Source organism: Corynebacterium appendicis CIP 107643, from assembly GCF_030408415.1.
Lineage (GTDB): Bacteria > Actinomycetota > Actinomycetes > Mycobacteriales > Mycobacteriaceae > Corynebacterium > Corynebacterium appendicis.
The window spans coordinates 1,639,555-1,652,774 of sequence record NZ_CP046976.1; the positions used below are offsets into that span (position 1 = coordinate 1,639,555).

Here is a 13,220-nt window from a genome sequence, read left to right on the forward strand (position 1 = left end):
GCTATTCGCCGCGCTCGAACCGGGCGCGGCGTTCCTTTTGCTCGGCGCGCTTGCGCAGGATCCGCTCCTGCTCCATCCGCTTGCGCATGCGGTCGGGATAACCGGTTTCCTCGACATCGTAAAGCGAAATGCCCAAAAGCTTGGCTACCGCGTCGATCCCTTTCGGCCCGCCGATGCGGCGGCGCGTGAACTCGCCGTTCTCTGCGACGAGCACGACCGACATCTCGTTGACCAGCGTTTCCGGTTCAACGAACCCCTCAACGAAAGCGCGCTCCTCCGCCCAGTGTTTGAGGTACTGGGCGTCTTCGGGCCGCACGGTCTCGCCGGGGCCGCGAGGGGGCTTTATCGGCGAGTTCTTTTTGCGGGAACCGAAGATATTGAACACGCACAACATCATATAAGGCGATATAAAACACACCCCAAAGCGGACATCCGCGGACGCGCTTAACTGGTTAAGCAGGTACGCTGGTGGCGTATCACCGTCTGCAAATTTTTGAGGAGACTCCATCAACATGGCTCACTCTGTAGAGATGCCCGAGCTGGGCGAATCGGTCACCGAAGGAACCATCACCACGTGGCTGAAGGAAGTCGGCGACACTGTCGAGGTCGACGAACCTTTGCTCGAGGTCTCCACCGACAAGGTCGACACCGAGATCCCGTCCCCGGTCGCCGGCGTTCTGCTGGAAATCAAGGCTGACGAGGACGACACCGTCGAGGTCGGCGCTGTCATCGCTGTGGTCGGCGACGAGGGCGAGCAGCCCTCCGGCGACAACGACAGCGACTCCGCTGCTGCTTCGGAGGCTGAGGACGAGGAGAAGACCGAGTCCGCACCGAAGAAGAAGCCCGGCGGTTCCGGTTCCGCTACCGATGTCGAGATGCCGGAGCTCGGCGAGTCCGTCACCGAGGGCACCATCACCACCTGGCTGAAGGAGATCGGCGACGAGGTCGAGGTCGATGAGCCGCTGCTCGAGGTCTCCACCGACAAGGTCGACACCGAGATCCCGTCCCCGGTCGCAGGCACGCTCGTCGAGATCCTGGCTGAGGAAGACGACACCGTCGAGGTCGGCTCCGTCATCGCCCGCGTCGGTGACGCTGATGCCGTCGCTTCCAGCGAAGAAGAGGACGTCGCTGACGCCGACGAAGAGGTGGAAGAGGACAACTCCGCCGCAGGCGAGGGCGACAACCCGGAGGACGCACCGAAGAAGTCCGCTTCCAAGTCTTCCTCCTCGAACAAGAAGGGCTCCGGCGAGTCCACCGATGTGGAGATGCCGGAACTCGGCGAGTCCGTCACCGAGGGCACCATCACCACCTGGCTGAAGTCCGTCGGCGACATGGTCGAGGTCGACGAGCCGCTGCTCGAGGTCTCCACTGACAAGGTCGACACCGAGATCCCGTCCCCGGTCGAGGGCACCCTGCTGGAGATCCTCGCCGAGGAAGACGACACCATCGAGGTCGGCGCCGTGATCGCACGCATCGGCGACGCTGAGGCCGCCGCTTCCGACTCCTCCGACGACGATGAAGCCGCCGAGGAGGCCGAGGAGGAGAAGCCGAAGGCTGAGGCTCCGAAGAAGGAAGAGAAGAAGACCGAGCCGAAGAAGACTGAGAAGTCCGAGTCCACCAACACCTCCGCGAAGGTCGACAACGGCGGCAAGGTCCCGTACGTGACCCCGCTGGTGCGCAAGCTGGCCTCCAAGCACGGCGTCGACCTGAACAGCATCGAGGGCACCGGCGTCGGCGGCCGCATCCGCAAGCAGGACGTCATCGCCGCTGCCGAGGGCGGTTCCGCGAAGGGCGCCGAGGCTGCAGACACCAAGGCTGCGGACACCGCCGCCGCTTCCTCCGAGCAGGCATCCGGCCCGCGCGCACGTTGGTCCACCAAGGCTGTGGACCCGGCCAAGCAGGACCTCATCGGCACCACGCAGAAGGTCAACCGCATCCGCGAGATCACCGCTTCGAAGATGGTCGAATCCCTGCAGACCTCGGCGCAGCTCACCCACGTGCAGGAAGTCGATGTCACCCGCATCGCGGACCTGCGCAAGAAGGTCAAGCCGGCATTCGTCGAGAAGCACGGCGCGAACATCACGTTCCTCGCCTTCTTCGTCAAGGCTGCGGCTGAGGCTCTGGTCTCCCACCCGAACGTGAACGCCTCCTACGACAAGGAGACGAAGGAGATCACCTACCACGAGGATGTCAACATCGGCATCGCCGTTGACACCCCGATGGGCCTTTTGGTGCCGGTTCTGAAGAAGACCCAGGACATGTCCCTGGCTGAGATCGCTCAGGGCATCGGAGACCTCGCTGCCCGCGCCCGCGACAAGAAGCTGCGCCCGGACGACCTGTCTGGCGCTACCTTCACGGTCACCAATATCGGCTCTGCTGGCGCGCTGATGGACACCCCGATCCTCACTCCGCCGCAGTCCGGCATCCTGGGCACCGGCGCGATCGTGAAGCGTCCGGTCATCGTCACCGAGGACGGCATCGACTCCATCGCGATCCGCCAGATGTGCTACCTGCCGTTCACCTACGATCACCAGCTCGTTGACGGTGCTGACGCAGGCCGCTTCATCACCACCATCAAGGACCGCATCGAGGCAGGCGACTTCGAGGACGACCTGGACCTCTAAATTTATTCTGACCCTGGGTTCCTAAGACGGCCCGGCACTGACCACCACGGTCAGCTGCCGGGCCGTTTTTCCTGCAAAAACATGCGTTTAACGCAGCGGATACACTGGTTCATATGGCACAAGATTCGACTGAAAACAAGACGAAGAAGAACAGCTACAAGTCCTTCCGCAACGAGCCCCGCCAGTTCATGGAGCAGGCGCTCGGTGGACTCGTGGCCGCGCACCCGAATGCGCAGTGGCACGAGGAAGGCTTCATCAGTCTGAATGAGACAGGGGCTGATGGCAACGGCGACCGCGTCGCGGTGATCTCCGGCGGCGGTTCCGGCCACGAGCCGATGCACGCCGGCTTCATCGGCTCAGGCATGCTCGACGCGGCGTGCCCGGGCCTGCTGTTCACCTCCCCCAATGCAGTCCAGATCACTGCGGCGACCGACTGGGCGGACCGCGGCAAGGGTGTCGTGCACGTGGTGAAGAACTACACCGGCGACGTCATGAACTTCACTGTCGCGGCGAATAGCTCCGACGCCGAAGTGGCCACTGTGACCGTCGCGGACGACGCGGCCACCGAGATCGACGAGGAGGACGACTCCCCCGGCCGGCGCGGCACCGGTGCCACGATCATCGTGGAGAAGATCGCCGGCGCCTCGGCCGCGCGCGGCGACGACTTGGCTACGGTCGCCGCGACCGCCCAGAAGGCCGCCGACCAGTCCCGCAGCATGGCTGTCGCGCTCATGCCGGGCCATCTGCCCACCAGCGACCGCCAGACTTTCGACTTGGCGGAAGGCGAGATCGAGATCGGTGTGGGCATTCACGGCGAGCCGGGCGTAGAGCGCCGCGACACCACCCAGGGCGAGCGCCCGACTGCGACGGCACTCGTCGGCGAGTTGCTGGACGGCATCGCCGAATCCCTCAAGAACGCCGATGTGGCACTCGATGGCGCCGACGTCGTGCTCCTCGTCAACGGTCTCGGCGGTGCGAGCGACCTCGAGCTGGACCTCATATTTGGCGAGGCCCTCTCCCAGCTGTCCGACCGGGGTGCCACCGTGCGCCGCGGTTTGGTCGGAACGCTGGTCACCTCGCTGAATATGGCGGGCGTGTCCCTGACCGTCTCCGTCGTCGACGATGAGCTACTCGAGCTCATCGATGCTGACACCACTGCACCGTCGTGGCCCGCGGTCGTCGCCGACCCGCAGTACACCGCGGCCCGCACGGTCGACGACCAGAAGGCGCCCGACGAGGGCGGCGAGAATGAGTGGCTCAGCGCATTCGCGGAGCGCCTCGGAAAGTCCTACGACGACTTGACTGAGCTGGACCGTGTTGCGGGCGACGGTGACTTCGGGCAGAACCTCGAGGCTGCCTTCGGCGATATTGAGACTCCGCTCAAGGGCACCGACGCCGAGGTGCTCGAGTTCTTCGCCCACCGCATGCTGGTGCGCGCCGGCGGCACTTCCGGTGCGGTTCTGGGCACTTTCTTCCGCGAGTTGGGCGACGCGTTCGCCGAAGCGGAGGTCGATTCCCGCAATGCCGATGCCGCCGACTTCGCGCGCGCACTCAGCGCGGGCCTGAAAAACGGCGTCGACGCGATCACCGAGCTCGGCGGTGCGAAGGAAGGCGACAACACCTTGATCGATTCGCTGGCACCGGCAGCGAAAGAAGCGGCAAAGCTCGCCGACGGTTCAGCCGCGGGCTCAATCCGCGAGGTCCTCGAGCAGATCCATGCCCCCGCTGTCGAGGGCGCCAAGTCCACCCGCGGCATGCAAGCGAAGAAAGGGCGCGCCTCGTACCTGGGCGAATCCGCCGCCGATGTGCCGGACCCCGGCGCGATCGCGATCACGTGGCTGTTTGGCGAATCAGCCGTTGACGAGTTCTAAAACGTGGTTTTCTAGACTCTCAGACAAACGTGTATACGTGACGCACCCAATACTGCAAGGAGCTAGTTGACGTGGATTACATTTCCCGCCACATCGGCCCGACGGACAACGAGCGCAAGGTCATGCTCGACGCCGTGGGCTACGGTTCGATCGACGAGCTTGTGGCCGCCGCTACCCCGGCGGGCATCCTGGCGAAGGAGCCGCTCGATCTTCCCGCACCGCTAACGGAACAGGAAGCGCAGAACCGTCTTCGGGAATTGGCCGGCAAGAACACTGTGCTCAAGGCCTTCCACGGCCAGGGTTTCTCGTCCACCATCACTCCGCCGGTCATCCGCCGCGGCGTGGTCGAGGACGCCGGCTGGTACACCGCGTACACCCCGTACCAGCCGGAGATCTCCCAGGGCCGCCTGGAGGCACTGCTCAATTTCCAGACGATGGTGCAAGACCTCACAGGCCTGCCGATCGCGAATGCGTCGCTTCTCGACGAAGCCTCTGCCGTCGCCGAGGCCATCGGCCTCATGTCCCGCAAGGTGAAGAAGGGCCGCCGCGTGCTTCTCGACGCACGCCTGCACCCCCAGGTCATCGCCGTCGCCGCGGAGCGCGCCCGTGCCCTGGATCTCGAGGTGGAAGTCACCGCGCTCGACTCGAACCTGGTCGGCGAAGACTTCGTCGGCGTCGTGCTGGCGTACCCGGGCACCGAGGGCGATATCGTCGACCCGCGCCCGGTGATCGAAGCGATCCACTCCCGCGGCGGCCTCGCCACCGTGGCCGCCGACCCGCTGTCGCTGCTGCTCCTGGAATCCCCGGGCGAGCTCGGCGCAGATATCGCCGTGGGCACCACGCAGCGTTTCGGTGTGCCGTTGTTCTACGGCGGCCCGCACGCCGCGTACATGGCTGTTTCCGACAAGCTCAAGCGCCAGATGCCGGGCCGTCTCGTAGGCGTGTCCGTCGACACGGAGGGGTACCCGGCCTACCGCCTGGCGCTCCAGACCCGCGAGCAGCACATCCGCCGCGAAAAAGCCACGTCCAATATCTGCACCGCCCAGGCGCTGCTGGCGGTCACCGCCTCGATGTACGCGGTGTACCACGGGCCGGAAGGCCTGCGCGAGATCGCGCAGCAGGTGCATGAATGGGCGGGGCGCTTCGCAGCGTCGATAAGCGGTGCGGGCTTGACCGTCAAACACGACGCGTTCTTCGACACCGTGGCTGTCGCCGTGCCGGGCCGCGCGCAGGGCATTGTCGATGCCCTGGCGGAATCCGGCTACCTCGTGCGCGCCGTCGACGAGGACACCGTGGCCGTCAGCTTCGGCGAGGACACCGAGGAAGCCGATCTCGCGGCGCTGCTCGGCGGCTTCGGCATCATCAACGAGCCTGCGGCGGAGTCTGAGAGCAATCTTCCGGCCGAGCTCGCCCGCACCACCGAAGTGCTCACCCACGAGGTGTTCAACACCCACCACTCCGAGACGATGATGATGCGCTACATCCGCTCGCTCGGCGACAAGGATCTGGCCCTCGACCGCACGATGATCCCGCTGGGATCGTGCACGATGAAGCTCAACCCGACCGCGGGGCTGGAGGCCATCACGTGGCCCGGCTTCGCCAACATCCACCCGTTCACCCCGGACAAGTACACCGAGGGCTGGCGCGAGCTGATCAGCGAGCTCACCGCTTGGCTGGTCGAGATCACCGGCTACGACGCGGTGTCCGTCCAGCCGAATTCCGGCGCGACCGGTGAGCTGGCCGGCCTGCTGGCCATCCACCGCTACCACGTGGCCAACGGCGACACCGAGCGCGACATCTGCCTCATTCCGGCATCCGCGCACGGCACCAACGCGGCCTCCGCGACGCTGGCGAACCTGCGCGTCGTCGTGGTCAAGACCGCCGACGACGGCTCCATCGACATCGCCGACCTGGACGCGAAACTCGAGCAGTACGGCGAGCACGTCGCCGCCATCATGATCACCTACCCGTCCACGCACGGCGTGTACGAGGAGACGGTCACCGAGGTCGCGGACAAGGTTCACGCGGTCGGCGGCCAGGTCTACATCGACGGCGCGAACATGAACGCCCTGACCGGCCTCGCCCGCCCGGGCGATTTCGGCGGCGACGTCAGCCACCTGAACTTGCACAAGACCTTCACCATCCCGCACGGTGGCGGCGGCCCGGGTGTGGGCCCGATCGGCGTGGGCGCGCACCTCACCCCCTTCTTGCCCGCCGACCCGCAAATCAGCGGCGAGGACGCGGCCAAGGAATCCGCAGAGGGTGCCGGTGTGCCGATCTCCGCGACCACCTACGGCTCCGCAGGCGTGCTGCCCATTTCCTGGGCGTACATTGCCATGTCCGGTGCCGCGGGTCTGGCGTCTGCCACCCGCAACGCCATCCTCAACGCCAACTACCTGGCGCACGAGCTGAACTACTCGTTCCCGGTCCTCTACACCGGCAACGCCGGTCTGGTGGGCCACGAGTGCATCATCGACCTGCGCGAGATCACCGACGCCTCTGGGGTCACCGCCGCCGATGTGGCCAAGCGCCTCGTCGACTACGGCTTCCACGCCCCGACCCTGGCGTTCCCGGTGGCGGGCACGCTCATGATCGAGCCGACCGAATCCGAGGACATCGCCGAGCTGCAGCGCTTCGTCACCGCGATGCGCTCCATCCGCGCGGAGATCCAGGACATCATCGACGGCAAGGTCGCCTACGAGGACTCCGTCATTCACCACGCGCCGTACACCGCGCGCAGCCTGGTCACTTCCGACTGGGACTACGCATTCACCCGCGAGGAGGCCGCCTACCCGGTCGAGTCTCTGCTCACCGCGAAATACTTCCCGCCGGTGCGCCGCATCGACGAGGCCTACGGCGACCGCAACCTCGTCTGCGCTTGCCCGCCACCGGAGGCCTTCGACCTCGCCGCGGACACCGAAGACGGCGAGATCATCGAGCCGACCGTCACCGAAGAAAACAGCAAGTAAAGGAGCCCACACATGCCACAGACCCCGCTGCAGGCCAAGCACGAGGCGCTCGGCGCGTCGTTCACCGACTTCGGCGGCTGGACCATGCCGCTCAAGTACGGCAGTGAGCTCGAAGAGCACCGCGCCGTCCGCAACGCCGTGGGCATCTTCGATTTGTCCCACATGGGCGAGATCGACGTCACCGGTCCGGATGCGGGCGCCTACCTCGACTACGTGCTCATCTCCAACCTGTCCAACCTCAAGGTGGGCAAGGCGAAGTACTCGATGATCGTCGACGACAACGGCGGCATCCTGGATGACCTGATCACCTACAAGTTCTCCGACGACCACTTCATGGTTGTGCCCAACGCCGCGAATACCGCGACCGTCTGGGCCGCCTTCCAGGCGCGCACCGAGGGCTTCGACGTTGAGATCCGCAACGACTCCGAGGCGGTCGCTCTCATCGCCGTCCAGGGCCCGGGTTCGCTCGAGGCGCTCACGCCGTTGCTTGCCGACGACCCGGCGCCCCTCGCCTACTACTCCGGCGCGTGGACCACGCTGAAGGCTGACGGCTCCGACGTGGAGGTCTTCGTCGCCCGCACCGGTTACACCGGCGAAGACGGCTTCGAGCTCTTCTGCGTGAACGAGGACGCCGAGAAGGTGTGGGATGCCGTGATCGATGCCGGCATCCCCTGCGGTCTCGCTTCCCGCGACTCCCTGCGTCTCGAGGCCTCCATGCCGCTCTACGGCCACGAGCTCACCGCCGAGATCACCCCCGTCGAGGCGGGCATGGGCCGCGCCTTCGCCAAGAAGGAAGCCGACTTCGTGGGCAAGCAGGCGCTCACCGGACGCGAGCCGTCCGTCGTCATCGCCGGTCTGACCTCTGAGGAGCGCCGCGCCGCCCGCGAGGGCGCCGAGATCTTCCTCGCCGACGACAACGGTTCCGAGCAGCGCATTGGCACGGTCACCTCGGGCCAGCCCTCCCCCACTTTGGGCCACCCGGTGGCTCTTGCGCACATCGACCCCCTGCACGCTGAGCCGGGCACTAAAGTGGAGGTCGACATCAGGGGTAAGCGATACGCCTACACCATCACCGAGACACCGTTCTACTCCCGAAAGGACAAATAGCCATGTCTGATCTGCCCCAGGAATTCTCCTACTCCGAGGACCACGAGTGGGTCAACGCCGCCGCTGACGCAGTCGAGGGACAGACCGTGCGCGTCGGCATCACTTCTGTCGCCACCGAACGTCTGGGCGAGATCGTCTTCGCTGAACTGCCGGCAGTCGGCGACACCGTCACCGCTGGCGAGACCTGCGGCGAGGTGGAGTCCACCAAGTCGGTGTCCGATCTCTACTCCCCCGTCACCGGCAAGGTCACCGCAGTCAACGAGGAGATCGAGGACAGCTACGAGGCGATCAACGAGGATCCTTTCGGCGAAGGCTGGCTCTTCGAGGTCGCCGTCGAATCCTCCGGCCCACTTATGACCGCCGAGGAGTACGGCGCCGCCAACGGCCTGTAAACACCGCGTTGAATTTCTGAGCGGCGGGAGGTCTACCATGTAGGGCATGACCGCCCCGCGTGAACCGTTCTTCCCCGCCCACCTCTCCATCCGAGCCTCAGATTCCCCACTTGACGTGCGGGAACTGGGGCTCGTGGACTATTCGGAGACCTGGGAGCTGCAGGCGAAGCTCGCCGAGCAACGCGCCAACGGCGAGATCGGCGACACCCTCCTGGTCCTCCAGCACCCGAACACCTACACCGCGGGCAAGCGCACCCAACCGGAGGACATGCCGGACAACGGCCAGCCCGTCGTCACCGTCGACCGCGGCGGCCGCATCACCTGGCACGGCGAGGGCCAACTCGTCATCTACCCCATCATCAAGCTCGCCGACCCTGTCGATGTGGTCGACTTCGTCCGTCGCATCGAGGAGGCCATGATCGCCACGATCCGCGACCTCGGCGTGGAGGAAGCCGGCCGTATCGACGGCCGCTCAGGGGTGTGGGTGCCTGCGGATGATCCGTCGATAGGCTTGCGCCGCGACCGCAAAGTCGCCCAGCTGGGAATCCGCATCACCCGCGGCGTGACCATGCACGGCCTGGCCGTGAACTGCAACAACACACTTGAATACTTCGGCCACATCGTCGCCTGCGGCATCAGCGACGCCGACGTGACCACGATGAGCCTCGAGCTCGGCCGCGACGTCACCCCGGACGAACTCGCGCCCCCGCTCATCCGCAATCTCGACCGTGCGCTGTCCGGCGAACTCGCTGTCGCCGACCACACGATTTCGCGCGGCTGACTCTAAACGGGGGCCTGTAGCCAGCGATATTCGCACGTTCGCTCGGACGGCATTAACGTTGAAGCCGTGACTGTCGCAGAAGAAGGACGCAAGCTGCGCCGCGTAGAAAAGCGCAACGCGCAAACCCCCATCGAATCCAAGCCGCGCTGGATCCGCAACGCCGTGAAAACCGGCCCCGAATACGAGGACATGCGGAAGAAAGTGAAGGGTGCTTCCCTTCACACTGTGTGCCAGGAAGCCGGCTGCCCCAATATCCACGAGTGCTGGGAATCCCGCGAGGCTACCTTCCTCATCGGTGGCGCGAACTGCTCCCGTCGCTGTGATTTCTGCCAGATCAACTCCGCGAAGCCGGAGCCGCTTGATCGTGAAGAACCGCAGCGCGTCGCAGAATCCGTCCGCGAAATGCAGCTCAACTACTCCACCATCACCGGTGTCACCCGCGACGACCTCGAGGACGAGGGCGCGTGGCTGTACGCCGAGGTGGTGCGCAAGATCCACAAGCTCAACCCGCACACCGGCGTGGAGAACCTCACCCCGGACTTCTCCGGCAAGCCGGACCTGCTCCAGCAGGTCTTCGAGGCAGAGCCCGAGGTGTTCGCCCACAACCTGGAGACGGTGCCGCGCATTTTCAAGCGCATCCGCCCCGCCTTCCGCTACGACCGTTCCCTGGACGTCATCCGCCAAGCGCGCGACTACGGGCTGATCACCAAGTCCAACCTCATCCTGGGCATGGGCGAGACCCGCGAGGAGGTCCTCGAGGCGCTCGCCGACATGCACGATGCGGGCACCGACATCATCACGATCACCCAGTACCTGCGCCCCGGCCCGATGTACCACCCGATCGAGCGTTGGGTGAAGCCGGAGGAATTCATCGAGTACCGCGACGCCGCGTACGAGATGGGTTTCGCTGCCGTCATGTCCGGCCCGCTGGTCCGCTCTTCCTATCGCGCGGGCAAGCTCTACGTCGAGGCCATGAAGTTCCACGGTCGCGAGCTACCGGAGAATCTGAAGCACCTCGCGCAGACCTCCCAGGGCGCCACCGACCAGGAGGCGGAGACCCTGCTGAACAAGTACGGTGCGTCCGAGGAGACCCCGGTCGTCTCCGCCGGCCGCCCCGCTGTGGGGCTCGGCATGCCGGGCATCGGCGCCGACTAAGGCTCCAGGCCTTAACCGCCCGGCTTCGCGCCAGATCCAGCTATCTGCATCCAGCTAGTTGCCCCGAAAGGGGCGATTAGCGGGATCCAGGTAGCTGATTTTCTTTCGGCACGACGGCGCGTGTGCTTATCGACGAAAAACAATCCCCAGCCGAGTGGCCTCGGCTGGGGATTGAACCGTTGGTGGGGCTACCGTCTACCCCTACTTTTTAGCGGTCGGGATATTGGAGCCGACCCTCATTGCCTCCGGGTTGTCGCGGGAATCGTCCGTGCCGCCGTCCTTGAACAGCGGGCGGTCGAGCACGACAGACGGGACGGCGAAGGCGTCCACGAGCACCTCGGACCACGGGCCGAGGGAGTCGACCAGGTCGTTGATGGAGGCGCGGGCTGCCTTGACGCGGCCAGAGGAGATCACGTTGTGCTCCTGGTACCAGCCAGCCTCGCGGACGATGGTGTCCAAGACGAACAGGTGGCGGACCTGCTCGAAGACAGCGCGCTCGGTGGAGCCGACCGGCAGGGAGCGTTCCGCCTCGATCATGGCCTGAACCATGAGGTTCTCGAGGTAGGCCCACGCCGCGTTCAGCATGTGGTCCTGGGCCTTGTCGATGACCTTGGCGGCCTCGGCCTTGTCCAGCTTGCGTGCGCCCTGGATGCGGCGGATCAGGGAGCGCATGACCAGCTGCTCGCGCATCTGGACGACCTTCAGCTGGTAGTCGGCGTCGAACAGCGACGACTCTTCGTTGGTGAAAGTGTCCACCACGGACTGGACGGTGGAGCCCAGGCCGGCGCGGCTGCGGAAGATGTCGGTCACGTTGGTGGCCGCGAACTTCACGATGTCCATCGCGGACGGGTTAGCCATCTCGCTGGTGTAGGCCGTCAGCAGGTTCTTGCCGGCCAGCTGCAGCAGGACGGTGTTGTCGCCCTCGAACGTGTTGTACACGTCGGTGTCTGCGCGGTAGGTGGTCAGCAGGTTCTCCGACATGAAGCCGGCGCCGCCGCAGGCCTCGCGGCACTCCTGGATGGTGTCCGTGGCGTGCTCGGTGGCCACAGCCTTGAAGGCCGCCGCAAGGGTCTCCATTTCGCGGGACGCGAGCGCCTGCGCATCGGTCGGGTTGGTCACGGACCACTCGCCGGACGCCTGGCGCTCGGTCTGGTCCGCGTAGCGTGCCGTCAACTGGTTCTGCAGCAGCTGGAGCGCGTAGGAGCGTGCCAGCGGAATGATCAGGCGGCGACGGTGCGCGCGGTAGTCGATCAGCTTGTCCTCAGTGCCAGTGTCGCCGTAATCGAACTGGCGGCGCTGGTGCGCGTACTTCAGGGCGATCGCCAGGGAGGACTTGGTCGCACCTGCGCCGGCGGCGCCGACGGCGAGGCGGCCGCGGATCAGGGTGCCCAGCATGGTGAAGAAGCGGCGGTTCTTCGAGTCGATCGCCGAGGTGTAGTTGCCTTCCTCGTCGACGTCGCCGAACTGGTTCAGCAGAGCCTCGCGCGGGATGCGGACATTATCGAAGGTCAGGGTGCCGTTGTCGACACCGAGCAGGCCGCCCTTGTGGCCGTGGTCGCCGATGGACACGCCCTCGACAGGGGAACCGTCCTCCTCGCGGATGCGCACCACGAAGCAGTGCACGCCGTGAGACTCCTCCACACCCGGGGTGTAGAGCTGAGCGAAGACTGCGGACCAACGGCCGTCGCGTGCGGTGTTGCCGATGTAGACCTTCGTCGCGGACGGAGACGGGGAGTTGATCACGAACTCCTTGGTCTCCGGGTCGTAGGTTGCCGTGGTCTCCAGCTCCTGGACGTTGGAGCCGTGGCCGCGCTCGGTCATGCCGTAGGCGCCGAGCTTGGACAGGTCCATGGCGCCCTGCGCGTACTCGCGGTGGCGCTCGGTGCCGAGCACGTCCACAGCGCCACCCCACAGGCCGAACTGCACGCCGGACTTGATAGCCAGCGAACCGTTGAACTGCCCGAGCAGGTCTAAGCCAAGAATGCCGATATGAGCCTCGCCGGAGCCACCGTTGGCCTTGGAGAATGCGGTCTGCATCATGCCCGAGGCAGCCACCATTTTGACCTTTTCCAGCAGGGCAGCGCGGATTTCCTCGACGGATCCCTCGATCATCGGCAGCGATTCTTCGCGGTTGAGCTGCTCGCGGATGTTGTCCTTCTGCTCTTCCCACTGGCCGTCAAGCAGCGTTTTCAGTTTGCCCGCGACTGCTGCGTCCGGGGTCTCCGGCAGTGCCTGCGGGGAACGGGATTCGGGATGCGCCTTCTGGGGGCGGCGCTCCAGATTGACCTTGCGGACTTTATCCTCAACAGAAGTCATGATGC

9 protein-coding genes are annotated in these 13,220 nt (G+C 65.6%); 7 read left to right on the forward strand and 2 right to left on the reverse strand.

Features of this window, described 5'->3' with window-relative positions:
* Nucleotide 1 precedes the first annotated feature (1 nt).
* Nucleotides 2-385, reverse strand: a complete 384-nt coding sequence (locus CAPP_RS08025) for an oxidoreductase (RefSeq protein ID WP_076598892.1) — start codon at nucleotides 383-385, stop codon at nucleotides 2-4.
* A 127-nt stretch (nucleotides 386-512) separates the two neighbouring features.
* On the opposite strand from CAPP_RS08025, the gene sucB reads away from it, so the two are divergent.
* The 7 genes from sucB to lipA all read left to right on the forward strand — a co-directional run bounded on the left by sucB (nucleotide 513) and on the right by lipA (nucleotide 10,899).
* On the forward strand, nucleotides 513-2,624 hold the full coding sequence (gene sucB / locus CAPP_RS08030) for a 2-oxoglutarate dehydrogenase, E2 component, dihydrolipoamide succinyltransferase (RefSeq protein ID WP_076598680.1): 2,112 nt from the start codon (nucleotides 513-515) through the stop codon (nucleotides 2,622-2,624).
* A 113-nt stretch (nucleotides 2,625-2,737) separates the two neighbouring features.
* Nucleotides 2,738-4,495 (forward strand): dihydroxyacetone kinase family protein, encoded by a 1,758-nt coding sequence (locus CAPP_RS08035; RefSeq protein ID WP_076598679.1) that lies wholly within the window; start codon nucleotides 2,738-2,740, stop codon nucleotides 4,493-4,495.
* A 71-nt stretch (nucleotides 4,496-4,566) separates the two neighbouring features.
* Nucleotides 4,567-7,464, forward strand: coding sequence for an aminomethyl-transferring glycine dehydrogenase (gcvP, locus tag CAPP_RS08040; RefSeq protein ID WP_076598678.1), 2,898 nt, complete (start codon nucleotides 4,567-4,569; stop codon nucleotides 7,462-7,464).
* 12 nt (nucleotides 7,465-7,476) lie between these two features.
* Nucleotides 7,477-8,571 (forward strand): glycine cleavage system aminomethyltransferase GcvT, encoded by a 1,095-nt coding sequence (gene gcvT, locus CAPP_RS08045; protein WP_076598677.1) that lies wholly within the window; start codon nucleotides 7,477-7,479, stop codon nucleotides 8,569-8,571.
* Between the two features lie 2 nt (nucleotides 8,572-8,573).
* Complete coding sequence (gcvH, locus tag CAPP_RS08050; protein WP_076598676.1) at nucleotides 8,574-8,963, forward strand: glycine cleavage system protein GcvH; 390 nt, start codon at nucleotides 8,574-8,576, stop codon at nucleotides 8,961-8,963.
* Nucleotides 8,964-9,009: 46 nt separating this feature from the next.
* Nucleotides 9,010-9,744: a lipoyl(octanoyl) transferase LipB gene (gene lipB, locus CAPP_RS08055; protein ID WP_076598675.1), complete on the forward strand. Its 735-nt coding sequence runs from the start codon at nucleotides 9,010-9,012 to the stop codon at nucleotides 9,742-9,744.
* Nucleotides 9,745-9,810: 66 nt separating this feature from the next.
* Nucleotides 9,811-10,899 carry a lipoyl synthase gene (lipA, locus tag CAPP_RS08060; RefSeq protein WP_076598674.1) on the forward strand — a complete coding sequence of 363 codons (1,089 nt, stop codon included), beginning with the start codon at nucleotides 9,811-9,813 and terminating at the stop codon, nucleotides 10,897-10,899.
* A 201-nt stretch (nucleotides 10,900-11,100) separates the two neighbouring features.
* Here the strand turns inward: lipA and CAPP_RS08065 are convergent, their stop codons facing one another.
* The gene (locus tag CAPP_RS08065) at nucleotides 11,101-13,215 is read right to left on the reverse strand and encodes an acyl-CoA dehydrogenase family protein (RefSeq protein WP_076598673.1); all 2,115 of its coding nucleotides are present in this window, start codon (nucleotides 13,213-13,215) and stop codon (nucleotides 11,101-11,103) included.
* Nucleotides 13,216-13,220 lie beyond the last annotated feature (5 nt).

Excerpts from the sequence above, each read along its gene's own strand:
- sucB (WP_076598680.1), top strand. The coding sequence starts at position 513 with ATGGCTCACTCTGTAGAGATGCCCGAGCTGGGCGAATCGGTCACCGAA.
- CAPP_RS08035 (WP_076598679.1), top strand. The coding sequence starts at position 2,738 with ATGGCACAAGATTCGACTGAAAACAAGACGAAGAAGAACAGCTACAAG.
- gcvT (WP_076598677.1), top strand. The coding sequence starts at position 7,477 with ATGCCACAGACCCCGCTGCAGGCCAAGCACGAGGCGCTCGGCGCGTCG.
- gcvH (WP_076598676.1), top strand. The coding sequence starts at position 8,574 with ATGTCTGATCTGCCCCAGGAATTCTCCTACTCCGAGGACCACGAGTGG.
- lipB (WP_076598675.1), top strand. The coding sequence starts at position 9,010 with ATGACCGCCCCGCGTGAACCGTTCTTCCCCGCCCACCTCTCCATCCGA.
- CAPP_RS08065 (WP_076598673.1), bottom strand. The coding sequence starts at position 13,215 with ATGACTTCTGTTGAGGATAAAGTCCGCAAGGTCAATCTGGAGCGCCGC.